The organism is Candidatus Thiodictyon syntrophicum, assembly GCF_002813775.1.
Taxonomy (GTDB): domain Bacteria; phylum Pseudomonadota; class Gammaproteobacteria; order Chromatiales; family Chromatiaceae; genus Thiodictyon; species Thiodictyon syntrophicum.
Window position 1 is genome coordinate 1608380 of sequence record NZ_CP020370.1, and the last position, 22775, is coordinate 1631154.

Sequence of the window (22775 nt, forward strand, 5' to 3'; positions counted from 1 at the left end):
GGCTCAAACCTCCCCGCGGTTATAGTCCGGCTGCGCGGTAATCTTATGGATGCTCAGATCCGCGCCCAGGTATTCGTCCTCCTGGCTCAGGCGCAGGCCCATCACGGACTTGACGGCGCCATAGATCAGGAAGCCGCCGCCGAAGGCGATCACGACACCGGTCAGGCTGCCGGCCAGTTGGCCGCCGAAGGTGACACCGCCGACCCCGCCCAGGGCCTGGAGGCCGAAGATGCCGGCCGCGATCCCGCCCCAGAGGCCGCAGAGACCGTGCAGGGGCCACACGCCCAGCACGTCGTCGATGCGCCATTTGTTCTGGGTCAGGGTGAAGGCATAGACGAAGAGGGCGCCGGCCACGGCGCCGGTCACCAGGGCACCGATCGGGTGCATCAGGTCGGAGCCCGCGCAGACCGCGACCAGGCCGGCCAGGGGGCCGTTGTGCAGGAAGCCCGGGTCGTTCTTGCCGACGACGAGCGCCGCCAGGATGCCGCCGACCATGGCCATCAATGAGTTCACCGCGACCAGCCCGCTGATCGCATCGAGCGTCTGGGCGGACATGACGTTGAAGCCGAACCAGCCCACGGTCAGGGTCCAGGCCCCGATGGAGAGGAAGGGGATGGAGGACGGCGGGTGCGCCGTCATGCCGCCGTCGGTACGATAACGCCCTTGCCGGGGGCCGAGCAGGAGCACGGCGGCGAGCCCGATCCAGCCGCCGACCGCATGGACCACGACGGAGCCGGCGAAGTCGTGGAAGGGCTTGCCGAAGATGCCCTCGATGAGCGCTTGCAGGCCGAAGTTGCCGTTCCAGACCATGCCCTCGAAGAAGGGGTAGAGCAGGCCGACGATGAGGAAGGATGCCAGCAATTGCGGGTTGAAGCGCGCGCGCTCGGCGATGCCGCCCGAGACGATGGCCGGGATCGCGGCGGCAAAGGTCAGGAGAAAGAAAAACTTGACCAGGGCGTAGCCGTGTTGGGCCTGGAGCGCCGCGGCGTCGGAGAAGAAGTGGACCCCGTAGGCGATCCAGTAGCCGACGAAGAAGTAGGCGATGGTCGAGACGGCAAAGTCGCTCATGATCTTCGCCAGGGCATTGACCTGATTCTTGGCCCGGACCGTCCCCAACTCCAGAAAGGCGAACCCCGCGTGCATGGCCAGGACCATGACGGCGCCGATCAGGATGAAGAGGACGTCGCTGCCGGTCTTCACTATCTCCATCGAAACTTACCTCTGTGCTGTTGGGTCGTGTCGCTCGTGCAAATTTGGTGCGAGGGCAAGCAGGAACCGTGCCGACCGGAGACGGTCAGGTTCGTGCGGGTGAGGACGGCGGCGGTACGGGGCAGTTCCACATCGGCGGGCGCGCATCCGGCGCGGTGAGTGCCGACGATGCACCAGCACAGCGCAGCGGGTCCGGGCTGACGCACCGGCTTGGATCGTTCCCCGGTGCTTGTCCCCACGCAAGGCATTCCTCTGCCCGAGTCGCCAGGCTTGGTTTCATGGGCTTGGTCCGGCGCTCGCGACCCGCGCGATCAGGGCCTGGTGCAGCTCCGCGGGTAATCCGGCATCCTCTTGACTGACCAGGCAATGGACGGTACGCGCTCGGGCGCAGGTGTGTCCCCGATCATCCAGAAAGCGATAGTCCAGCGCGAAGGAGCGCCGTCGCACCGCGGCGACCCGCAGTTCCACCCGGACCCGGTCGCCGAGCCGCAGCGGGCGCTCGTAGCGTGCCTGCGCCTGGGTGATGGGCAGTGGGAGCGCGCTGGCCCCGGTTCCGATCAGGTCCTTGAGCGGGAACCCCAGGTGCTCCATAAATGCCTCGTAGGCGTCGTGGGCGTGTCTGAAGAGGTGCCCGTAGAACAGCACCCCGGCCGCGTCGGTGTCGTGCAGCCGGATGCGCAGGGCGTAGGCGTAGGGTTCAAGCGGCATGGGCTGGTCCTGCGGATAATTTGAGCAATCCGGGTGACGGGGCTTCGCCAAGCACCGGTCTCCCGCGTTACAGTAGTCGCCTGTCGAGCGGCGTGCGGCGCTCTGTCGCGCGTCGGCGCCTGCCATGAGACCGGGTCCTGACCTCGGAGTCACAGCATGAACGCGGATGTCATCGTCATCGGTGCCGGGCTGTCCGGCTTGGCCTGCGCCCTGACCCTGCGGGAGAACGGGCTCGAACCCCTGGTGCTGGAGGCGGCCGAGGGGGTCGGCGGGCGCGTGCGTACCGATCAGCGCCAGGGGTTTCTGCTCGATCGCGGCTTTCAGGTGTTGCAGACCTGGTATCCGGAGGCCCGGCGCTGGCTCGATTACGGTCGCCTCGACCTGCGCCCATTCTATCCGGGCGCCCTGGTGCGGACCGGCGGGCGTTTCCACCGGGTCAGCGACGTGTGGCGCCGCCCGGCGCGGTTGCCGGAGATGCTGGCCTCCCCCATCGGCATCCTGGCGGACAAGCTGCGCCTCCTGGGGCTGCGCCGCCGCTGCCTGCGCGGGACCCTGGAAGACCTCTATGGGCGCCCCGAGACCCAGGCCCTGGGGCGCCTGCGGCAGTTGGGCTTTTCCGAGCAAATGATCGAGCGCTTCTTCAAGCCCTTCTTCAGCGGCGTCTTCTTCGAGCCGGAGTTGGCGGTCTCATCGCGCACCTTCGAGTTCATCTTCCGCGCCTTCGCCTTGGGCGACACGGCCCTGCCTGCCCGCGGTATGGGCGAGATCCCGGCGCAACTGGCCGCCCGTCTGCCCGCCGAGCAGATCCGCACCGGTTGCCGGGTGGAGCGGCTGGGCGACGGTGCGGTGCTGCTCGACTCCGGCGAGCGCCTGCGCGCCCGCACCCTGGTGATCGCCACCGCGCAGGCACAGACCGCGCGGCTGCTGGGGGTGCCGCTCGCGCCCGCGTTGGCGGCCGGGCGCGGCACCACCTGCGTCTATTTCGCGACGGGGCGGGCGCCCTACCGTGGTCCCTATCTGCTGCTCAATGGCGAGGGCCAGGGGCGGGTCAACAGCCTGCTGTGCCCAAGCAACCTGTCGGACCTCTATGCCCCGGCGGGCCAGTCCCTGATCGCGGTCAATTGTCACGGCGCCCAGCACAACCCGGATGCACTGGAGACGGCCCTGCGGCGTGAACTCGCCGCCTGGTTCGGCGATCGGGTACGGGGCTGGGAGCGGCTGGCTGTCTATCGGCTGCCCCAGGCGCTGCCGGTGCAGGCGCCGCCCGTCCCCTATCCGGGCGGGGGGGAGCAGCGGGTGGCCGACCGGCTCTGGGTCTGCGGCGACTACCAGTGCGCCCCGTCCATCCAGTGGGCGCTGCACTCCGGGCGCCGCGCCGGGGCTGGGGTCGCCCGCGCCCTGCTCGGGCGCGTGGCCGAGCACAGCGCGGCGGGGCTGCGATGGCCCGATGACCGGCCGGCGCTCGGTCCGATCGCCGGGGAGCGCTGAGGCGCAGACGGATGAACCGCTGTCCCCTGTCCCCGCGGGCGTCGTCGTCGGCACCTCGACCCGGGTGCCGCGGTTTCATCATTGCCGCGCTGGTCCTGGCGGGCGCCGCGACGGCCTTGGGCGCGGTCGCTGCCGATGCGATCTACAAGTCGGTGGACGCGCAGGGCCGCGTGAGCTATTCAACCACGGCCCCGGTCCCGGACAGCGCGGGCACTGTCGAGGCGATGCGGATTCGCATCGGCGCCGAGGCACCGCCGCCCGGGGGGGTGGGTCAGGGCGCAAACGCGGGCGCCGCTACGCTCCCTTCGCCCCAGCAGGCCCAGCAGGCCCTGATCCAGGCTAAGGCGGCGCTGGAACAGGCAAAGATCCACGGTGAGGACGATTGGCAGACCACGCCCGGCGGACAACAGGTTTCCACGCTGGAGTATGACCAGCGGGTCACGGCGGCCCAGGAGAAGGTGCGGGAACTGGAGGCGGCGCTGGGGCGTGCGCGCAAGCGCTGAATCGATGAGTCCAGTACCTCCGGCAAAAAAAGGGCAAAAAAAAGCCCGGCGGGGAGCCGGGCTTGAACGTCTCATGTTGAGAGAGACGAGGAGGACTCGGTTGAGACCTTCAGGCGACTTGGTTGTTGTTATCGGTCGCCCGACTCAATTGGTGACTAAACGGCGGGGACGGTCTTGCGAAGATCGGCGCTGACCTCGGCCAGGCTCTTCTCGAACCAGACGCGGTAGTCGTCGCGGGTCTGGCCAGCGAGCTGCAGGTTGAGCTTGGACTCACCCATCACGCGCTCACTGAAGTCCTTGACGGCCTCGGCCTGACCCTTGACGAACTCGTTCACACCCTTGGCCTCGGTGGCGAGCTTCGTCAGGCGCACGCTGTGCTCAACGGCGAGATTCATCGCATCGACCTGACGGGCGGCCAGACGCTCGAAGATGCGCAGATTGAGCTCGCCCAGGCTGGACATGCGCTCCACGCCCTTGGTGGTGATTTCGTTGACGGTATTGAAGGTGTCGTTTGCGTTCATTAGTCTGTCTCCAGAACTTTGTTGCGTTGCAACATTTGTTGCAGTGCACAATAGTCGGCGTTTTGGCCCCTGTCAAGGAAGAAAAACGAAATACTATGGATTAATTTTCTTTAGGTGCGCCGATCTTGGGGCTGGGGCCCGCTCACTGGTCGTCGTCGTCGTTGTCGTCCGGGCGCTCGCCGCCGACGGGGATCCCGGCCGCGCGCATGAACTCGTCCTGCAGCTCCGACCACAGGTCCATGTTGCGCTTGGTCATGCGGGTTACCGCGTCCAGGGGGCTGTCGCCCCAGGCGTCGGTCAGTTGTTTTTGCTGCTGGGCGAAGAGGTCGAGCGAACTCTCCAGGTAACGGGCAAAGACCCCCTGGACGGTGCCGCCGTAGAACCGGATGATCTGGGCCAGCATGGTCGCGCTGAACAGGGGCTCGCCCCCGGTTTCCTCCTCCAGCATGATCTGGAGCAGGATCGAACGGGTGATATCGGCGTCGTTGGCGGCATCGACGACCCGAAACCGGGCGCTGCCCATCACCAGGTTACGTACGTCGGCCAGGGTGATATAGCGGCTGACCTCGGTATCATACAGACGCCGGTTCGGGTATTTCTTGATGATGCGTTCGCTGCTCATGGCCATCGCCTGATTGGGGACCCTCGCGACCAAGTGTACCGCGCCGCCGCGCCGCGACGGTGCGCCCCCAGGGGGAGGCAAGGCCCCGGGCGCGGTCCCGCCGGGTGTTCCGGCGGCCGACGGCGCGCCGTTGCGGGCCGCGCCGACTGGTTTTCCTTTGCGCTCGGCGATGCCGCCCGGTAGGATCGCGTCGGCGGGGCGCCTGGAGCGACCGGTAACCACCGCCTTGGCGATCCGCACCGCGGCGCGGATCATGCTGGTGTCGCTCATTGCCCCTGGTGTGCTCCGTAACTATATCAGGTAGCGGACCGCCGGCCGGGGACGGCCGTCTCCGCGCCAGGCGCAGCAAAAAGGCGCCGGCGCGGCTGTCGGTTCACCGCCGCTGCTGCCCGCACGACTGCCGAAACGCTCACGGGGCTGCGCGCTTGGGGGCGTCTGGTGCCCCTCGTCAACATCCCCATGCCTGGTTCACCGACGGATCATAGCGGAGTTTGTTGCAGCGCACAATTTTCCGTGCTAGCTTTTTCCGACTTTACACCGAGGAGGTCACAACGTGAACGAAGATAGCTTCTTTTCAAACGACTGGATGGAAACCCAGCGTAAATACTGGGAGAGTTGGATCGCGATGAATCGCAAGGCCATGGGCCTGGAGGGGGGCAGTCAGACCGCGCCCTGGGAGTCCGCCCTGGAGCACTGGTGGAGTGCCGTGTCCCCGGCCGCGCCCGCTGCCTCCAAGCAGTTCATGGAGCGGATGATGGAGCAGGGTAAGTCCTTTTTCAAAATGGCCGAGACCTTCCTGCCCACCGCGGGCGGCGGCGGCGACGGTTGGAGCGCCTTCAGCAAGGCCCTGGAGGACATGCAGAAGGGCTTCATGGGCGGGCTCGGCGGGGGCGGTGACGACAAGAACGCCATGCACCGCATGCTGGCCTTCTGGGAGCTGCCGCTGGACAACTGGCAGCGCATGACGTCCTCCATGTCGCCGTTGATCCCCGGTGACGTCCTGCGCAACATGCCCCACGACGGCATGCAGGAGCATGTGGACCGGCTGCTGTCGGCCCCCGGGCTAGGTTACACCCGTGAGGAGCAGGGCGCCTACCAGGACCTGATCCGCCGCAGTATCGACTACCAGAAGGCCCTCCAGGAGTACTCGGCCTTCTACTCCAAGCTCGGGGTCAAGGCGGTCGAGCGCATGCGCGCCTACATGCAGGACCTGATCAGCAGCGGCAAGACCATCGACTCGGCCCGCGCCATCTATGACGACTGGGTCAACTGCTGCGAGGCGGTCTACGCCGAAGAGGTCAGCACCCCGGCCTATGCGCAACTGCACGGCAAGCTGATCAACTCCCAGATGGCGCTCAAGGCGCGCATGTCGGAGATGGTCGACGGGCAACTGGGCGCGCTGAACATGCCCACGCGCTCCGAAATCCGCACCCTCCAGGACCGTCTCCAGGAGACCCGGCGCGAAAACAAGAAGCTCAGCCATGGCCTGAAGGTCCTGCAGGCCCAGGTCGAGGCCCTGGCCAGCGGCCAGCCGCTCGCCCCGGGTGCCCGCGTCAAGACCCATAACGTCCCCCGCGCTGCCCTGATCGCCGGCCCGGCCGATAGCAAGGCCGCTGCACCCAAGAAGCCCGCCGTCAAGCCAACCACCAAATAACTGCCGCCCCCCCATAAGAAGGCGCGGCAGACACACCTAAAACGAGGAGAGATCACGTGATCCCAATCGACATTCGGCCCGACAAACTGACCCAGGAGATGCTCGACTACACCCGCAAGCTGGGCAAGGGCATGGAAAACCTGCTCAACGCGGACAAGATCGATACCGGCGTCAGCCCCAAGCAGGCGGTCTACAAGGAAGACAAGCTGGTCCTGTACCGCTACGACACCCCCGCGGGCGTCACCCCCCGGCCGGTGCCGGTGCTGGTCATCTACGCCCTGGTCAATCGGCCCTACATGACCGACATCCAGGAGGACCGCTCGACCATCAAGGGCCTGCTCGCCACCGGTCAGGACGTCTACCTGATCGACTGGGGCTACCCGGACGGCGCCGACCGCTGCCTGACCCTGGACGACTATCTCAACGGCTATGTGGACCGTTGCGTGGACTTCATCTGCGAGTCCCACGGGCTGGAGCAGATCAACATCCTGGGGATCTGCCAGGGTGGCGTCTTCAGCCTGATGTACACCTCCATGCACCAGGACAAGGTCAAGAACCTGGTCACCATGGTTACCCCGGTAGACTTCCAGACCCCCGGCAACCTGCTCTCCAGTTGGGTGCAGGCCATGGACATCGACCTGGCCGTCGACACCATGGGCAATGTCCCGGGTGAGCTGCTGAACTGGACCTTCCTGTCGCTCAAGCCCTTCGCCCTGGCCGGCCAGAAATACGTCAACATGGTCGACGTGCTGGAGGATGCCGACAAGGTCAAGAACTTCCTGCGCATGGAGAAGTGGATCTTCGACAGCCCCGACCAGGCGGGCGAGACCTTCCGGCAATTTTCCAAGGACTTCTACCAGAAGAACGGACTCATCAACGGCGGCGTCGTCATCGGCGACTACGAGATCGACCTGAAGAATCTCACCTGCCCGCTGCTCAACGTCTTCGCCCTGCAGGACCACCTGGTGCCCCCGGCCGCCTCCCAGGCGATGAAGGGCCTGGTCGGCAGCACGGACTATACCGAAAACCCCTTCCCCGGCGGCCATATCGGTATCTATGTCAGCGGCAAGGCCCAGAAGGAGGTCACCCCCGCCATCGGCAAGTGGCTGAACGATCGGTCCTAGGCCTGCCGACGGCCTAGCCCTCTAAGGCGCGGGCGCGGCCTGCGGGCCGCGACCCGACGCCGATCGGTCGGAAGGACCCGTCCGGGGGCACAGGCAAGGGGTGGCGCCGTCGGCGGCACCCCTGATGGAAAAAAAAGCCCGTGCGGCGGTAACGCCACACGGGCTTTTCATTGCCGTCAGTGATTGGCCTCCCAGACTAGAGGCGCGCCTCGCGCAGCAGGCCGATCTCGACCATCTTGGGCAACAGGACCAGTTCCTCACGATCGAGGCGCTGCGCGACGGAGGCGACGACGGCTTGGGTCTCGGCGAGAAATTCATCAGTGAAGTTGAAGTCGCAGTGCTTCAGCCAGCGCTGGTGGTAGTCCTCGAGGGTCTGGCGCATGGGCCGCTCCCCGATGATGAATCCCCAGGCCATGGACTTGACCTTCGGGTCTTCATGAATTAGCAGGGTGGGGTACAGGTCGTGATCCTCCAGGTCCAAATGCCTGCTCACCCGCTCGCCCAGGTCGCACAACAGATCATAGGCCGTCCTGGCGTTGCTGCGTAGACTCGGTTGCTGATCGGCGAGGATCGAGCGCAGGTCGCCGATGATCTGGCGCAGGTCCGAGTGAGTGCTGCGGTAGCCGTCTAAGGTTCGCATTGATTGTCTCTCCCGTTGTGAGTTTGGCGGGCCCGCCGGCAGGACCGAATCCTCCGGCAATGCCCCACGGCCGACCCGCTTGTGGCACCGCGACATCAGTCTTCGCGTGCCAAAGCCTCCGGGCAGCGGCCTCATCCAAAGCCGATCCGGCGTCACAACCCCTTTTTTTGTCTTATGATGACCCGCTGGCCCTGAGCACAAAGCGCCCCTGGCGCTAAACACACCGCGGCTGACGATACGCCTGTCCCCCCCGCCTGATCTGTTCGCCAACCCACATAGGTCCGATCGACATGGTCACGCGCCCATGCAGGCGAGCGCGTTAGAGCAGGCGCTGACCGGGTTGTTCGACCGGACGGCGGACTATGCCGCGTTGTCCCAGGCGATGGCGGGCTTAGCCGGTGAAATCCCCGGGCTCGATGAGGCCGGGGCGCGGCGCCGACAGCGCCAACTCGATCGATCGCTGGCCGAGATCGAGCGCCAGGATTGCTTTCCCGGCGTCGCCCAAGACCGGTGGGGGTCACGGGGCCTCGGGCCGGACCTATGGACCGGCCCTGATCGACGACCACAGCCCGCCGCCGGTCCACGCCGGCCTCTCCTGGCCACGCACCCTGGTCTACTGCCTGGTGGGTGTTGGGACTTGGGGCCGAGTGGAAGGGGCCTTGTTCTTAAGCTTCGGCTGGGCCGGACCGCTGACCCAGATGGGCTGGTTCTTCACCGCCCCTCTGACCGGCATCACCGCCGTGGTGGTCGGGGTGATCGTCAACCTGGCGGTCTTCTTTGCATGGCATGTGCTCTGGCCCCAAGCGACGCACGCGGCGCCCTTCGCGGGGCGCTTCGAGTGGTTCTCGCTCCTGGTCATGGGGCCGCGTTCCTCGCCCTGTGGCGCTATAAGATCGGCGTCATCTCGGTCATCGGGGCCTGCGCGCTGGCCGGGCTTGGCTACTCGATCAGTTGGTGATCACCGGCAGGCCAGCCCGCCGCCACTCCGGCCAGCCGTCGCGCAGACGACGAGCAGAGAATCCCGCCGCGCGTAGTCGGGTCACCGCCTCGAACGAGAGCACGCACCAAGGGCCGCGGCAGTAGGCGATCACTTCCCGGTCCGGCGTGAAGCGATCCAGATACTCCTGCAATCGCTCTAGCGGGATATTCAGCGCCCCGGCGACATGGCCCTGGGCAAATTCATCGGGGGGCCGCACGTCGATGACGGTCGCCAACCCGTCGCGCACCCGGACGAGCAGTTCATCGGCCGGGACCGGCTCCAGATCGTCGCGGCTCCCGAGATACTCGGCCAACAGTTCACCCACCGCCCTGCTGCGTGCCTGCGCGAGCGCGCGCAGCACCATGACCGCATCCAGCACCCGATCGTCCGCCAGCGTGTAGCGGATGTGTTTGCCGTCGCGCCGGGCCAGCACCAGGCCCGCGGCCTTGAGCTGTTGCAGATGCTTAGAGGTGTTGGCGATGGAGAGTCCGGCGACCCGAGCGAGATCCTCGACGGCTCGCTCGCCCTGGGCCAGAAAGTCCAGCAACTCCAACCGCGCCCCATGGCCGAGCGCACGGGCGATCACGGCCAAGTGCGCGAACAGTGCTTGCTTGTGATCCGGAGGTTCGGACATGGTTGGGGCTCGCAGTGGTTCGGCAACAGTCACCAACAGCCCTGAACGACGGCCGGGACTGTCAGTATAAGGGCTTCCCCGACTGGCAGGCAGGCGCTCGTCGACCTCGCTGGTCGGCTGCCCGGCCAGCGGGTGGCCGGCGTCCGAGGGACACCGCGGGCGGGCGCTCCGGCGACGCCGGAGCGCCCGAGAACATTCAACTGAAACGTTGATCGATGATTCCGGATCTGTCAGGATGGGTCGCACCGTCCCGACTGGATAACGCCCATGAAGATTCTGATCGTGCTGAACCGTGAGCCTTACGACAGCACCGATGTCACCTGGAACGCACTGCGCCTGGCCAACACCCTGGTCGACGGCGGACAGGAGGTGCGCTGCTTCTTGATGAACGATGCCGTCGATCTGGCCCGCGAGGTCTGCCGTCCGCCCGAGGGCTATGACCAGGATCTGTCGCAGATGCTCAAGTCTTTGATCGGGCGCGGCGTCGTGGTGAAGGTCTGCGGCACCTGCATGGCGCGCTGCGGCATTTACAAGAACCACCCCTATTTCGACGGCGCCGAGCATTCGACGATGAAAGCGCTAGCCGAGTGGGTCATCGACAGTGACCAGGTGCTGACGTTCTGACCCCATGACCCCGCCCATCTATCTCGACTACAACGCCACCACCCCCATCGCCCCCGAGGTGCGCGATGCCATGCTGCCCTGGCTGCGCGGTGCGGGTTACGGCAATCCGTCCTCCGACCACTGGTACGGTCGCCAGGCCCGGGCGGCGGTGGCCCAGGCGCGCTCCCAGGTGGCGGCCCTGATCGGCGCCGATCCTGGCGAGGTCCTGTTTACCGGTTCGGCCACCGAGGCGAACAACCTGGCCGTGCTCGGCGTCGCGGCGGCACTGCAGGGGCGGGGACGCCACCTCGTCACCAGCGCCATCGAGCACCCGGCGGTGAGCGCGCCCATGGCGCACCTGTACGCCCAAGGATGGGAGGTAACAACGCTGCCGGTGGACCCGACCGGTCAGGTCGCACCCGCGGACCTGTTCGCCGCCCTGCGCCCCGACACGGTGCTGGTCTCGATCATGCATTCCAACAACGAGGTCGGCACCCTGCAACCCGTTGCCGAGTTGGCGGCGCTGGCCCGTGCTCGTGGGGTCCTGTTTCACACCGACGCGGCCCAGTCGGTGGGCAAGGTGGCGGTGGATATGGTGACCCTCGGGGTCGATCTGCTGACGATCGCGGGCCATAAGTTCTATGCCCCCAAGGGCGTCGGGGCCCTGTTCGTCCGTGCCGGCACACCGCTCGCCCCCATTCTCTTCGGGGCCGGGCATGAAGGCGGCCTGCGGCCGGGAACGGAGAATGTCGCACACCTCGTTGGCCTCGGCGCCGCAGCAATCCTGGCCCAAGGGCGTTTGGCCGTCGGCGCGGCGCGCCAGCGCAACCTGCGCGACGCGCTGCATGAGCGGCTGGTCGCGGCGGTCCCCGGGCTTACCCTGAATGGCCACCCCGATGAGCGCCTGCCCAACACCCTGAATGTGTCCTTCCCGAGCGTGGGCGGCCGGGACCTGCTGGCCCGCACCACCACGGTTGCGGTCTCGCTCGGCGCCGCCTGCCATGGGTCCGGCGCGGCGGTCAGCGGCGTGCTCGGTGCCATGGGCATCCCGCGGGAGCGGGCACTGGGAGCGGTGCGGCTGAGCCTGGGCGAGCCGACCACCGAAGGGGAGATTGAGCGCGCTGCGGACGCCTTAGCGACTGCCTGGTGCGCACTGGCGGGGCGGTAAACGGCGCAGACCTGGCGAACCGGGCTAAACAGCCCGGGCCCGAACGACCGCGCCGACTGGTCCGGTTAAGGTTTTTCTCAACCGGACGCTGCGGCTGTTTCGTCATATGCAATCATCGGCGCCGGCCCGGATTAACTGCCAACATCCGCCCGGTCCCAGACGCCTTCGGACCGGCACCCTCGTCTGCCACTGGGCATACCGCGGCCAAGCCGCATCATGAACCGAGAACCAGGATGCAGATAACGACGAATTGGAAACACGGGTTGCGCCAACCCGGCGTACTGGCCGCCTTGGGTGCCGCGCTGTTGTTCGGCGGCAGCACCCCGCTCGCCAAGTGGCTGCTGGCGAGCGTCGACCCCTGGCTGCTGGCGGGTCTGCTCTACCTCGGGTCGGGCGGCGGGCTGTCGCTGTATCGCCTGGTAAGGCGCGCGCCCAAGGGGCGGCTGGCGCCCGGCGAATGGCCTTGGCTCGCGGGCGCCATTCTGGCCGGCGGGGTGGTCGCTCCGGTGCTGCTGATGTTCGGGCTGACCGGCATGCCGGCGGCCGGTGCCTCGCTGTTGCTCAACGCCGAAGGCGTGTTCACCGCCTTGTTGGCCTGGTTTGCGTTCCGCGAGAACTTCGACCGGCGCATCGCCTTGGGAATGGCCGCCATTGTGGCCGGTGCGCTGGTGCTCAGTTGGCCGCAGGAGGCCCGGCTCGGCAGTGTCTGGCCCGCGCTGGCGGTGCTGGGGGCCTGTTTCGCCTGGGGGATCGACAACAACCTGACCCGCAAGGTCGCGCTGGCGGATGCGACCTGGATTGCGGCAATCAAAGGCGTGGCGGCCGGCGGTGCGAACCTGGCGCTGGCACTCTGGCTTGGTGCAACCTGGCCGGCGGTACCGAATCTGGCCGCCGCCTTGTCGATCGGCGCGCTGGCCTATGGCGTCAGTCTGGCCCTGTTCGTCGTCGGGTTGCGTCACCTGGGAACGGCCAGGACTGGCGCCTATTTTTCCGTGGCCCCCTTCTTCGGCGCCCTGCTGGCGATCCCCCTCCTGGGCGAAGCGCTCGACCAACGGCTGCTGATCGCGGGCGCATTGATGGCGGTGGGCGTCTGGCTGCACCTGACCGAGCAGCATCGTCATGAACACACGCACGCAGCGCTAGAGCACGAGCACGCGCACGGCCACGACCCCCATCACCAGCACCAGCACCCGCACGATGAACCGATACCGTCCGGCCAGCCACATCGTCATAAGCATCGACATGCGCCTTTGTCCCATGCGCATGCCCATTTCCCCGACGCGCATCATCGTCACGATCATTGAGCCGACGGGTGCGCTCTATTCACCTGCACGAATCTGGAGTAAAGCGATGAGCAACGACTATTCCCGGCGCGACTTTCTGGCCACCGCGACCGCCGGCGCGATGCTGGCCGCCCTGTCACCCGAGGCCCTGGCGGCCCCGCCATCAGCAGAGCCGGCCCCGACCGCACCCATCCCGACGGCCTTCGCCCCGGGGCATGAGCCCAAACCCCTGCCGTTCGATCCCGCCAAGCTCGATGGCATTTCGGAGAAGCTGATCCGCTCCCACTGGGAGAACAAGTATGGTGGCCCTGCAATCTGAATGATAATTGCGAGGTAAGCTCATGATCCAGTAAGAAGAACGCCCCTCAGTTTGCAGCACTGCCGGCTGGATGCTCTCCAGGCACCTGAGGTGGATCAGCGGGGCTGGGCATGGATGTTCTCCTTTACCGGGGCCGCGTCGCGGGCATAGACCTCGAACTGCTCCGCCGGGAGCGGTCGGCTGAACAGGTAGCCCTGGGCGATCCGACACCCTTCGGCCTGGAGAAAGTCCGCCTGGGCCTGGGTCTCGACCCCCTCGGCGACCACGCGCAATCCCAGTGCCCGGCCCAGGGCGATCATCGCGCGGGCGATGGCGCGGTCGTCCGGGTCCTGCGCCAATCCGGCGACGAAGGACCGGTCGATCTTGATCTCGCTGACCCCCAGGCGCTTGAGCGCGGCCAGGGAGGAGTAACCGGTGCCGAAGTCGTCGATCCCGACCGCGATCCCCAGGGCTTGGAGGCGCCGGATATTCGTGGCCGCGAGGTCCGGGTTGCTCATGATCCAGGTCTCGGTGATCTCCACCGCCAGGCCGCCCGGGTGTACCCCGACCTCACCGCACAGGCCCGCAATGGTCGCGGCCAGATTCGGGTCTTGGGTGTCGCGGCCTGACAGGTTGACCCAGACCGCCGCATCGGTCAGCAGCGCCCGCTCCTGCCAGGCCTTCATCTGAGTGGCGGCGGTGCGCACGACCCAGGCGCCGATCGGGACTATGAGCCCGGTGGACTCCGCCAAGGGGATGAAGCGCCCCGGTTCGACCAGGCCGAACTCCGGGTGCTGCCAGCGGATCAGGGCCTCGCAGCCGACGATGAGCCCGGTCGCAAGCTCGATCTGGGGCTGGTAGTGGAGCACGAACTGCGCGCGCGCCAGGGCCAGGCGCAGGTCGGTCGCAAGCGTCACCTGGGCCAGGGCCTGCGCCGTCATGTCCTCGGTATAGAAGCAAAAGGTGTCGCGGCCCTGGTCCTTGGCGCGATACATGGCGGAATCGGCGTTGCGCAACAGGGTATCGAGCTCGATGCCGTCATCGGGGTAGAGGCTGACGCCGATGCTGGCGGTCACATAGAGTGGTCGGTCGGCGACCGCGAAGGGCTCCTGGAAGGCCGCGACCAGCTTGTTGGCGATCAGCCCGGCGTCGCTGCCCTGCGTCAAGCCTCCCAGGATCACGGTGAACTCATCGCCCCCCAGGCGGGCAACCGTATCGCCCTCCCGCACCAGGGTGCTCATGCGCCGGGCGGCCTGCTGCAGGATCAGGTCCCCGGTCGGGTGTCCCAGGCTGTCATTGATGGCCTTGAAGCGGTCGAGATCCAGGAACAGCAGTGCGACCTTGCGTTGTTCGCGATGGGCGTGGCGCATGGCCTGGTGCAGCCGGTCGGCGAACAGGAGCCGGTTGGGGAGCCCGGTCAGCGGGTCGTGCTGGGCCAGGTGCTCCAGTTGCAGTTCCCGCTCCTGGAGCCGTGCGGTCAGGTCCAGATGCTCGGTGATGTCGCGCAGGGACTCGACCACGCCCAGGATCTCGCCGCCGGGACCCAGCAGCGGCGCGCCGATTACCTCGATCCACTGGGTCTGTCCGTTCGCGCATCGCTTGCGATGGACCACCTTGACCGCGGTCCCGCCCGCCAGGACTTGCGGTACCGGGCAGGGATGCTCGGGGCTGTCACAGGGGGCGTCACGGCCATGGATTGCGCCGTAGCAGCTCAGCCCGCAGCGGCCCTCGGGCGGCACCCCCGTCGCCAGCCGTGCCGCCCGATTCATCAGCAGGAGCCGGTAATCGGTGCCGATGACGACGACGGGGTCGCCGATCCCGTCGATGACCGACTGGAGGAAGTGCCTCTGGGCGGCAATTTCGGCGCGTGCCCGCGTGATCTCGGTGATGTCGAACAGGATCACGCGGCAGGTGGGGGCCTCCCCGGTCGCGGGCCGATCATCGCGCCGGATCATCAGGTGCAGGTTGCGCCGGTTTGCCGTTGGGCGCCCCAGCCCGACCTCAATGGACTCCTGCTCGCCGCTCGCCAGGACCCGCCCGAGGCTGCTGAGCAGGTTGCGCCCGTCCCCAGGGGCCAGCCGCGTGCCCAGGAACAGTTCCAGCCCCCGCGCCCGCTCCACCCCCAACAAAGCGGCGGCGGCCAGGTTCATCCGGGTGATCCGACCCTCGCCGGTGAGCGTGGCGTAGGCGACCGGGGCGAAGTCGTAGAGGTCCACATAGTCGTCGCGCGCGTCCTCCAGCAGTTGCCGGGCCTCGAGCAACTCCCGGTTCTGGAGTTCCAGTTCGATCTGGTGAATCTGCAGCTCCAGCACCAGACGCTCGGGATCGGCGGCATCGACCCGCTCGCGCCGCAGCGCGGCGAGCAGATCGGTCAGGACAGGGTCAGGTTGGTTCCTGAAGGACGGCATCGTGGGTCCGGGGGGGCGGCATGGCTTGGGACGGCCAGCAACAGCGAACCGGGCAGGGGTATCAGGGATGGTTGCTACGGCGCCCGCAGAGGGAGCCGTCACTGTTACTGAATCTTAACGCTACGCCCGTCGTTTCCCGCTGTCTATCCGCTTTCCGCAGCCGAGTCGTCGCCCGCCGAAGCGCGTGCGGGGTCTATCCCTCAACCCAGCAGGCTGGCCCCGGTAAAGGTGCCGCGCCGCGTCAGGGTGACGGAGGGCAACTCGCCGAACAGCGCCCGGTACTGCGCCGCGAAGCGGCCGAGTTGGTAGAAGCCGAAGGTCATGGCGATCGACGCCACCGTGTCGTCCCCGCGGCTTGCCGCCAGCAGCGCACGGCGCACCCCATGCAGGCGCAGCCGCCGGATGAACTCCATGGGCGAGGTCCCCAGCCGTTCCCGGAAGGCGTACTCCAGGGTGCGCTGACTGACGCCGGCCTGGGTGCACAGGTCCGCGAAGTTGAGCTCGTCGAGGTCGGCGCAACGCATGATATCGATGGCCAGATCGAAGCCCCGTTGACGCCGGTGTGCCGCCTCCAGGGTGGCCCCGGGGCCGCCCAGGCACAGGGTGCGCAGCAGCCCGTCCAGCAGGTCCTGTTCCAGCGCGGTCACGACGCCGCGATGCTCCAAGAGCCGCGGCTCGGCGTGAACCCGGTTCAGCAGGTGCCGCAGCCATGTCCCCAGCGCACTCCGCTGCCGGGCGGCGGCCGGCAGCACCCGGCTCTCCGCGTTCCGCTCGATGGTCTGGGCCGTGACCGGATCGAGCTGGGCGCGCAGCCAGTCCAGCCGCGTCAGGGCGACCATGTGCTCCTGTCCGGCATCCAGCACGACATCCAGGGACCCCGGCAAGGAGGTGCGAAGCCCGTGCTCAGCAAGTGCGGCCCCCCAGTAGCGCGACCGCGCGCCCAGACGGATCGGCACCGTGAAGGCGAGCATCCCGGCCGGGGTCCAGCCCTGAACATGCAGGGCGCAGGCGAAGGACTCCCGATAGATGAGCCAGTTGGGGGTAACGAGGATCCGCTTGATGTTCCGGAAAGGGCCGCGCCCGATCGGTGAGGCGAGCACCTCCCACGGGGGTGATGCCGCCTCCCAGACGCAGGGGTCGTCGATGTCCTGAAGGACGACGAAGGAGCTTGGGGCCGCGGCCGTGCGCGCGGCGGCAGGCGTTTGTCTCGATGTCTGCAAGGGTTCTCCCCCGGTTGCGGAAAATGCATAGACCGCGCGTGACAGTTGGTCTAATTTCACGTCGAAGTTAGACAACCCTCGCCGCGGCGATACCGGTTCATCCACCGGCCCGCGCTGCGACGGGCCAGCCACAGCCGATCCCAACATTTTAGCCCTTCAGCAAATGACGGGGGCCCGAAAAGCGTGCCTGAGGATTGCTCGCGGTCGTCTCATCACAACGCTGCGGGTAACAAGTTTTCACCATTTCAAAATAAGCGCCAATCAATAGCTTGAGTGGTGCGACCGGTCAACCCAACCACCACGGCGGAGCGCAGAAAGCGATGGCGAACCTAAGCTCAAAGAGGCTGGGATGAGCGGGGATACGGAGGCCTGGATCATGAAGGAACTGCGGCAACCCCTGGACCTGGACGCCTTCGCCGCCGCCATCCCGAACCAGGAGGTGGCGGCCCAGGTCTATGCCGCCTCGCTCCTTGCAATCGAGGTCGACACCCCTCACGAACGGGCTTACCTGGCTGAGCTGGCCCAGAAGACGGGCCTCACTGCGACGGTCGTCCAGAACATCCAGCAGACCTTGGGGGTTAAGGTCTGACTTCGTCGCTGCCAGGTCGGCACATCGCGCGCCGAGCCGCGGCTCAGCGCGGTGGTTTCCATCGATTGCCGGCACCCCTGCCGTCCGCGGCAGGCCGTGCTGTGCAGCCGACGCGCCAGTCCTGCCGCCTGGTTCTCAGGAGGCGTTCGGTGCGCAGTCCGTAACAATTAAGCCCCGGGGGGGTTCATCATGGCGTTCAATCTCTTCAGCCTGCTGCAAAACGAGTTCTCCAGCGACGTGATCGACAAGATTGCGTCCTTCGTCGGCGAGACGCCGGCCAAGACACAGACCGCAATCACCGCCGCGGTCCCGGCCGTCATGTGCGCAGTCCACCAGAAGGTCGCAACCACGGGCGGGGCGGCCGACCTGCACGAGATGCTCCAGCACGGCGGATTCGACGGCAAGACGATCGGGACCCCGGCCGATGTGGCCGGCAGCCCGAGCGGGCTCGCGGATCTCGTCAAGCGCGGTGAGCCGTTCGTCGCGTCGCTCTTCGGATCGCGGGTTTCGGGTCTGGTCGACTGGTTGGCGGGCGCCGCCGGCATCGGTAAGTCGGCCTCGTCCTCGCTGTTCGGCCTCGTCGTGCCCTTCGCCCTCAACCTGATCGGTCGGCAGGCGGGCAGCACCGGCGGCCTCAACGCCGCGTCCATCGCCGAACTGACCACGGGACCGGGGTCCTTCCTGGACAGTGCCGCGCCGCAGGGTCGCGCGGCGGCGCTCGGTGTCGGCCAGTTTGGTGAGGCACCGGCACGGGCCTATGGTGCGGCAGCCCCGGCCGCCCCGGCGGCCCACGGCGCGGCGGCTCCGGCGGCCTATGGTGCGGCGGCCCCGGCGGCCTCCGGCGCGGCGGCCCCGGGTGCCTATGGTGCGGCGGCCCCGGCGGCCCGCGGCGTGGCGGCCCCGGGGGCCTATGGTGCCGCGGCGGCCGGCGGCGCGGCGGACGCGGACGGGGGTGCGTGGAAGTGGGTAGCCCCGGTGCTGGGGATGATCGCGCTCGGCGTCGGGTCCGTCTGGTGGCTCGCGCACCAGGCCAAGTCGGCTCCCGGGACGAGCGTTCCGCCGGTCGCGGCCACGACAGCGCCGCCGGCGGCGGCCGCCCGGGCTCCAGCACCCGCGCCGACACCCGCGCCGACACCCGGTCCCGCCGGGGCGGTGCTGGTCAAACAGACCATCTGTTCCGGCCAACTGCTCGAGGTCGGCGTGAACGGCGTCGAGTCGATGCTGATCGCGTTCCTCGACGACAAGACCTCGGTCATCGGCCCGAACACCAGTTTCTCCTTCGATCGGATGGAATTTGAAACCGATTCGGCCGCACTCAAACCGTCCTCGCGCGCCCAGCTCAAGAACATCGCCGAGATCATGAAGTGCTACCCGACCCTGGAGATGAAGATCGCCGGTCATACCGACAGCAAGGCCGACGACGCCTACAACCTGAAACTGTCGCAAGAGCGTGCTGACAGCGCCAAGGGCGAGCTCGTCGCGCTCGGCGTCGCCCCGTCGCGCCTGGCGGCGGAGGGCTACGGGGAGCAGTTCCCCATCGCCACTAACGATACCGAGGAAGGGCGCGCGCGCAATCGGCGCACCGTCGTCGTCGTCACGAAGAAATAGTCGCGCCGGGATCAGCGGCGGCCAGCGGCTGGCCCGCCTCGTCCGAGGCGGGCCGGCGCGGGGGTGACGGGGTTCCCCTGGTTGCGGAAAGTGCATAGACGCCGGAGGAGGATTGCCCTAGAGTGACTGTCAAGTTCTAACACTATTCGCCCAAGCGCGGGTGCTCCTCCGTCTACGTCTAAGTGTTGTGCTTGGATGACAGACCGCGGCTGCGAAGACCAGCCCCAACCGAATGCGAATCCGAGCAGGCTGATTTTCATGTGCAATCCGTCGATTCCGCCGCGTACTGCCATGGGTCTTCTTATCTTGACTACCGTGGCGGGGGCGGGCGCCGCCGCCACCGTCCCCACCAACCAGGCCCTGGACCAGGCCGCCAACGACCCCACCGCCTCGCTGATCGCGGTACAGATCCAGAACATCTACTCGGGCAACTACTACAACCTGCACGACGAGAGTGGCAACATGGTGCTGCTGCGCCCGGTGGTGCCGTTCACGACCGGGGCGCTGAGCCACATTGCCCGCGCCACCATCCCCTACGCCACCCTGAGCCCATCGGGCAAGACCGGCCTCGGCGATTCGGTGCTGTTCGACCTGATCGTGTTCAATCAGTCCTCCTCAACTATTCACTCCCGCACAAGTGGTCCATCGGCGCGTCCGAGATGAACATCACCTACGACTGGAATAAGGGCGTCTGGAGCAACCTCCCGCTGGGAGTCAAGGTCTCCAAGCTGCATAAGTTCAATGCATTGCCGGTGCAGTTCAGCGGTAGCTATGAGTACAATTTTGCGAACGCCGCGGTGGTTCCCGAGTGGTCCGTGAACCTGACCGTCAAGCTCCTATTCCCAATGTAACGACCCAATCCGGAGTCCAACCCATGAAGCGATCCCTGCTCGGCCTGCTCGCCGCCGCGGCGCTGCTGATCCACCTGCCCAGCCTTGCCGCGACACCGGCCGCAGCGGCGGCATCCGCATCGACACCGGCCAAGCCCAACATCCTCGTCATCATGGGCGACGACATCGGCTGGATGAATGTCTCATCCTACGGCGCCGACATCATGGGCGTGGCCACACCCAACATCGACCGCATCGGGCGCGAGGGGCTGCGGCTGGGCGCCTTCTACGCGCAGCCGAGCTGCACGGCAGGGCGGGCGGCCTTCATTACCGGTCAGTTGCCGGTGCGTACCGGGTTGACGACGGTCGGCACCCCGGGCTCCCCCGCCGGGCTCAAGGCCGAGGACATCACACTGGCCGAGATCCTCAAGACCCGCGGCTATGCGACGGCCCAGTTCGGCAAGAACCACCTGGGCGACCTGGACGAGCACCTGCCCTGCCGCCATGGCTTCGATGAGTTCTGGGGCAACCTCTATCACCTGAACGCCAACGAAGACCTGGAGGACCCGGATCGGCCCACCAATCCCGAGTTCGTGGCCAAGTTCAATCCGCGCGGCATCGTCTCCTGCACCGCCGGCGGGCCGGCCGCGGATGAGGGGCCGCTCACCATCGAGCGCATGAAGACCTTCGACGACGAGGTGGCCGCCAAGTCGGTCGCCTTTCTGGAGCATCGCGCCCAGGACGGCAAGCCATTCTTCCTGTGGCACAACAGCACCCGCCAGCACGTTTTCATTCACTTGAAGCCCGAATCCCAGGGGCAGTCCCGCGCCGGTCGCGAGGATGTCTACGGTCAAGGACTCAAAGAACACGACGGGCATGTAGGTCTATTGCTCGCCAAGCTCGACGAGACGGGACTCGCGAAGAACACCATCGTCATCTACACCAGCGACAACGGTGCCTACCAGTATATGTGGCCCGAGGGCGGTACCTCACCGTTCCGCGGCGACAAGGGCACCACCTGGGAGGGCGGCGTGCGCGTGCCCTTCCTGATGCGCTGGCCGGGGGCGCCGGCCGGGCGGGTGAGCGGCGAGATCGTCGACATGACCGACCTGCTGCCGACGCTTGCCGCCGCCGCGGGCGAGCCCGGCGCGGTGGATCGGCTCAAGGATGGCGCGACCTACGGGGAGCGCAGCTACAAGGTGCATCTGGACGGCTTCGACCAGAGCGCTTTGTTCACCGGCCAGAGCGACAAGTCGGCGCGCAACTTCGTCTTCTATTATGACGAGAGCACGCTGACCGCGATCCGTTACAACCAGTTCAAGGTCAGCTTCTCGGCTAAGCTCAACGGCCACTGGGACGACCCGCTCCAGAACCTGGGGCGCCCGGTGATCGACAACCTGCTGATGGACCCCTTTGAGCGTCAATGGGGCGATCTGAATCGCCAATACGCCGAGCACAAGGCCTGGGTGTTGACACCCATGGTCGGCGTCGTCGAGCAGCACTTCGCGAGCTTCAAGGACTTCCCCATCCGGCAGGTCGGTCTCTCCGCCCAGTTCGGCAAGACCATCGAGGGCATCCAATCGCAACTGCTGAAGATGCAGCAGGCAAACTAGGCAGGACCGGAGATACTTCAAGATGGCGAATCACCCGCCGCACGTCCGACCAAGCATCGCCCCGCCGTGGGCGCTCGCCCTGATACTCGCCCTGGGATGCCCGGGGGCGGCGCTCGCCGCGGAGGGCGGGGTCGGCCATTATCTGCCGGGCGGCATGGCGACCCTGATCGACCGGCCGCCGACCAAGCCCGGTTGGGTCGTGGAGCCGATTTACCTGCATTATGAGGGCAGTGCCGCGGCGTCCCGGGCAATCCCCATCGCCGGGACCCTGGCCGCCGGGCTGACCGCCGACAGTGACGCCCTCCTGCTCGGCGGGCTCTACACCTTTGCGCAGACCCCGCTCGGCGCCCACTACAGCCTCGGCGCCTATCTGCCCTATGTTTGGGCCACCGTCGAGGCCCAACTCGACACCCCGCTGGGCGCAGTGCGGCGCCGCGACCGCGCCGCCGGGGTCGGCGACCTGACACTGATCCCCGTCATGCTGGCCTGGGAGACGGGGTTCTGGCAGGTCAGCGCCACGCTCCCGGTCTATGCCCCCACCGGCGAGTACCGCAAGGGACGGCTGGCCAACCCGGGACTGAACTACTGGACCTTTGACCCAACGTTGGGCGTCTCCTACAACAACGACAAGAATGGGTTCAATGCCGCGCTCTACCTGGGGCTCGGCATGAATACCGAGAATCCCGATACCCGTTATCGCAGCGGTTCCACCCTGCACCTGGACGGCAGTATCCAGCAATTGCTGCCGGTCGGGACCGGCTTCCTTGGGATCGGTGCCGAGGCCTTCTACCTGGATCAGGTGACCGCGGACAGCGGGCAGGGCGCGCGGCTCGGCGATTTCCAGGGCCGCACCGCCGGTATCGGCCCGGTGCTCAGCTACGTCCTGCCGCGCGGCACCAAGACCTTCGTCGCGGAACTGCGCTGGCTGCCGGAATTGGACGTGAGCAATCGGCTGAAGGGCGATTACGTCTGGCTGAAGTTGGTCATGCAGTTCTGATCACTTCAATTCTGCATTGGCGACGGCGGGTTGCGGCCCGAACCGCCACCACGGGCAGCCGACCGACGACCCGCTA

At 67.1% G+C, this 22775-nt stretch carries 22 protein-coding genes; 14 read left to right on the forward strand and 8 right to left on the reverse strand.

What is annotated here, in order from left to right:
- Positions 1 to 3: 3 nt before the first annotated feature.
- Positions 4 to 1209: an ammonium transporter gene (locus tag THSYN_RS06945; RefSeq protein ID WP_100918492.1), complete on the reverse strand. Its 1206-nt coding sequence runs from the start codon at positions 1207 to 1209 to the stop codon at positions 4 to 6.
- A 276-nt stretch (positions 1210 to 1485) separates the two neighbouring features.
- On the reverse strand, positions 1486 to 1968 hold the full coding sequence (locus THSYN_RS06950) for an acyl-CoA thioesterase (RefSeq protein ID WP_236848808.1): 483 nt from the start codon (positions 1966 to 1968) through the stop codon (positions 1486 to 1488).
- A gap of 105 nt (positions 1969 to 2073) precedes the next feature.
- Between THSYN_RS06950 and THSYN_RS06955 the strand changes: the two genes are divergently transcribed.
- Both THSYN_RS06955 and THSYN_RS06960 read left to right on the forward strand, forming a co-directional pair.
- Complete coding sequence (locus THSYN_RS06955; protein ID WP_100918494.1) at positions 2074 to 3405, forward strand: protoporphyrinogen/coproporphyrinogen oxidase; 1332 nt, start codon at positions 2074 to 2076, stop codon at positions 3403 to 3405.
- Positions 3406 to 3416: 11 nt separating this feature from the next.
- Positions 3417 to 3908, forward strand: a complete 492-nt coding sequence (locus THSYN_RS06960; protein WP_100918495.1) for a DUF4124 domain-containing protein — start codon at positions 3417 to 3419, stop codon at positions 3906 to 3908.
- Positions 3909 to 4063: 155 nt separating this feature from the next.
- Here the strand turns inward: THSYN_RS06960 and THSYN_RS06965 are convergent, their stop codons facing one another.
- Positions 4064 to 4429: a phasin family protein gene (locus THSYN_RS06965; protein ID WP_100918496.1), complete on the reverse strand. Its 366-nt coding sequence runs from the start codon at positions 4427 to 4429 to the stop codon at positions 4064 to 4066.
- Positions 4430 to 4571: 142 nt separating this feature from the next.
- Complete coding sequence (phaR, locus tag THSYN_RS37205) at positions 4572 to 5321, reverse strand: polyhydroxyalkanoate synthesis repressor PhaR (protein WP_418219907.1); 750 nt, start codon at positions 5319 to 5321, stop codon at positions 4572 to 4574.
- A gap of 283 nt (positions 5322 to 5604) precedes the next feature.
- Between phaR and phaE the strand changes: the two genes are divergently transcribed.
- Complete coding sequence (gene phaE / locus THSYN_RS06975) at positions 5605 to 6705, forward strand: class III poly(R)-hydroxyalkanoic acid synthase subunit PhaE (RefSeq protein WP_172965244.1); 1101 nt, start codon at positions 5605 to 5607, stop codon at positions 6703 to 6705.
- 56 nt (positions 6706 to 6761) lie between these two features.
- Positions 6762 to 7829, forward strand: coding sequence for a class III poly(R)-hydroxyalkanoic acid synthase subunit PhaC (locus tag THSYN_RS06980; protein ID WP_100918497.1), 1068 nt, complete (start codon positions 6762 to 6764; stop codon positions 7827 to 7829).
- 196 nt (positions 7830 to 8025) lie between these two features.
- Here THSYN_RS06980 and THSYN_RS06985 read toward each other — a convergent pair whose 3' ends face one another.
- Both THSYN_RS06985 and THSYN_RS06995 read right to left on the reverse strand, forming a co-directional pair.
- Complete coding sequence (locus THSYN_RS06985; RefSeq protein ID WP_100918498.1) at positions 8026 to 8469, reverse strand: hemerythrin domain-containing protein; 444 nt, start codon at positions 8467 to 8469, stop codon at positions 8026 to 8028.
- A 947-nt stretch (positions 8470 to 9416) separates the two neighbouring features.
- Positions 9417 to 10082 (reverse strand): ArsR/SmtB family transcription factor, encoded by a 666-nt coding sequence (locus THSYN_RS06995; RefSeq protein WP_100918500.1) that lies wholly within the window; start codon positions 10080 to 10082, stop codon positions 9417 to 9419.
- Between the two features lie 267 nt (positions 10083 to 10349).
- Here THSYN_RS06995 and THSYN_RS07000 point away from each other — a divergent pair, with 267 nt between their 5' ends.
- The 4 genes from THSYN_RS07000 (at position 10350) to THSYN_RS07015 (ending at position 13455) form a co-directional block, all read left to right on the forward strand.
- Positions 10350 to 10706 carry a DsrE/DsrF/TusD sulfur relay family protein gene (locus THSYN_RS07000; RefSeq protein ID WP_100918501.1) on the forward strand — a complete coding sequence of 119 codons (357 nt, stop codon included), beginning with the start codon at positions 10350 to 10352 and terminating at the stop codon, positions 10704 to 10706.
- Between the two features lie 4 nt (positions 10707 to 10710).
- Entirely contained in the window at positions 10711 to 11853 is a 1143-nt protein-coding gene (locus THSYN_RS07005) for a cysteine desulfurase family protein (RefSeq protein ID WP_100918502.1), read from the forward strand.
- A gap of 233 nt (positions 11854 to 12086) precedes the next feature.
- Complete coding sequence (locus THSYN_RS07010) at positions 12087 to 13157, forward strand: DMT family transporter (RefSeq protein WP_100918503.1); 1071 nt, start codon at positions 12087 to 12089, stop codon at positions 13155 to 13157.
- 46 nt (positions 13158 to 13203) lie between these two features.
- Positions 13204 to 13455 carry a twin-arginine translocation signal domain-containing protein gene (locus tag THSYN_RS07015; RefSeq protein ID WP_216644705.1) on the forward strand — a complete coding sequence of 84 codons (252 nt, stop codon included), beginning with the start codon at positions 13204 to 13206 and terminating at the stop codon, positions 13453 to 13455.
- Between the two features lie 95 nt (positions 13456 to 13550).
- Here THSYN_RS07015 and THSYN_RS07020 read toward each other — a convergent pair whose 3' ends face one another.
- Both THSYN_RS07020 and THSYN_RS07025 read right to left on the reverse strand, forming a co-directional pair.
- Entirely contained in the window at positions 13551 to 15842 is a 2292-nt protein-coding gene (locus THSYN_RS07020) for a putative bifunctional diguanylate cyclase/phosphodiesterase (protein ID WP_100918504.1), read from the reverse strand.
- Positions 15843 to 16042: 200 nt separating this feature from the next.
- Positions 16043 to 17062 (reverse strand): AraC family transcriptional regulator, encoded by a 1020-nt coding sequence (locus tag THSYN_RS07025; RefSeq protein WP_157817505.1) that lies wholly within the window; start codon positions 17060 to 17062, stop codon positions 16043 to 16045.
- A gap of 349 nt (positions 17063 to 17411) precedes the next feature.
- On the opposite strand from THSYN_RS07025, the gene THSYN_RS07030 reads away from it, so the two are divergent.
- The 6 genes from THSYN_RS07030 (at position 17412) to THSYN_RS07055 (ending at position 22699) form a co-directional block, all read left to right on the forward strand.
- Positions 17412 to 17651 (forward strand): DUF533 domain-containing protein, encoded by a 240-nt coding sequence (locus THSYN_RS07030; RefSeq protein ID WP_236848809.1) that lies wholly within the window; start codon positions 17412 to 17414, stop codon positions 17649 to 17651.
- A gap of 189 nt (positions 17652 to 17840) precedes the next feature.
- On the forward strand, positions 17841 to 19259 hold the full coding sequence (locus THSYN_RS07035; protein ID WP_100918506.1) for an OmpA family protein: 1419 nt from the start codon (positions 17841 to 17843) through the stop codon (positions 19257 to 19259).
- Between the two features lie 291 nt (positions 19260 to 19550).
- The gene (locus THSYN_RS07040; protein WP_100918507.1) at positions 19551 to 19922 is read left to right on the forward strand and encodes a hypothetical protein; all 372 of its coding nucleotides are present in this window, start codon (positions 19551 to 19553) and stop codon (positions 19920 to 19922) included.
- Positions 19919 to 20110 (forward strand): hypothetical protein, encoded by a 192-nt coding sequence (locus THSYN_RS07045; RefSeq protein WP_100918508.1) that lies wholly within the window; start codon positions 19919 to 19921, stop codon positions 20108 to 20110. Before THSYN_RS07040 ends, THSYN_RS07045 begins: the two co-directional genes overlap by 4 nt.
- 23 nt (positions 20111 to 20133) lie before the next feature.
- Complete coding sequence (locus tag THSYN_RS07050) at positions 20134 to 21702, forward strand: arylsulfatase (protein ID WP_100918509.1); 1569 nt, start codon at positions 20134 to 20136, stop codon at positions 21700 to 21702.
- Positions 21703 to 21724: 22 nt separating this feature from the next.
- Positions 21725 to 22699, forward strand: a complete 975-nt coding sequence (locus THSYN_RS07055) for a SphA family protein (protein WP_100918510.1) — start codon at positions 21725 to 21727, stop codon at positions 22697 to 22699.
- Positions 22700 to 22775 lie beyond the last annotated feature (76 nt).

Coding starts and splice junctions, on each gene's coding strand:
- THSYN_RS07050 (WP_100918509.1), top strand. CDS start 20,134: ATGAAGCGATCCCTGCTCGGCCTGCTCGCCGCCGCGGCGCTGCTGATC.
- THSYN_RS07055 (WP_100918510.1), top strand. CDS start 21,725: ATGGCGAATCACCCGCCGCACGTCCGACCAAGCATCGCCCCGCCGTGG.
- THSYN_RS07045 (WP_100918508.1), top strand. CDS start 19,919: ATGAACATCACCTACGACTGGAATAAGGGCGTCTGGAGCAACCTCCCG.
- THSYN_RS06965 (WP_100918496.1), bottom strand. CDS start 4,429: ATGAACGCAAACGACACCTTCAATACCGTCAACGAAATCACCACCAAG.
- THSYN_RS07020 (WP_100918504.1), bottom strand. CDS start 15,842: ATGCCGTCCTTCAGGAACCAACCTGACCCTGTCCTGACCGATCTGCTC.
- THSYN_RS07035 (WP_100918506.1), top strand. CDS start 17,841: ATGGCGTTCAATCTCTTCAGCCTGCTGCAAAACGAGTTCTCCAGCGAC.
- THSYN_RS07030 (WP_236848809.1), top strand. CDS start 17,412: ATGAGCGGGGATACGGAGGCCTGGATCATGAAGGAACTGCGGCAACCC.
- THSYN_RS06955 (WP_100918494.1), top strand. CDS start 2,074: ATGAACGCGGATGTCATCGTCATCGGTGCCGGGCTGTCCGGCTTGGCC.
- THSYN_RS07040 (WP_100918507.1), top strand. CDS start 19,551: ATGGGTCTTCTTATCTTGACTACCGTGGCGGGGGCGGGCGCCGCCGCC.
- THSYN_RS06985 (WP_100918498.1), bottom strand. CDS start 8,469: ATGCGAACCTTAGACGGCTACCGCAGCACTCACTCGGACCTGCGCCAG.
- THSYN_RS07015 (WP_216644705.1), top strand. CDS start 13,204: ATGAGCAACGACTATTCCCGGCGCGACTTTCTGGCCACCGCGACCGCC.
- THSYN_RS06960 (WP_100918495.1), top strand. CDS start 3,417: ATGAACCGCTGTCCCCTGTCCCCGCGGGCGTCGTCGTCGGCACCTCGA.
- THSYN_RS06945 (WP_100918492.1), bottom strand. CDS start 1,209: ATGGAGATAGTGAAGACCGGCAGCGACGTCCTCTTCATCCTGATCGGC.
- THSYN_RS07005 (WP_100918502.1), top strand. CDS start 10,711: ATGACCCCGCCCATCTATCTCGACTACAACGCCACCACCCCCATCGCC.
- THSYN_RS06995 (WP_100918500.1), bottom strand. CDS start 10,082: ATGTCCGAACCTCCGGATCACAAGCAAGCACTGTTCGCGCACTTGGCC.
- THSYN_RS07000 (WP_100918501.1), top strand. CDS start 10,350: ATGAAGATTCTGATCGTGCTGAACCGTGAGCCTTACGACAGCACCGAT.
- phaR (WP_418219907.1), bottom strand. CDS start 5,321: ATGAGCGACACCAGCATGATCCGCGCCGCGGTGCGGATCGCCAAGGCG.
- THSYN_RS07010 (WP_100918503.1), top strand. CDS start 12,087: ATGCAGATAACGACGAATTGGAAACACGGGTTGCGCCAACCCGGCGTA.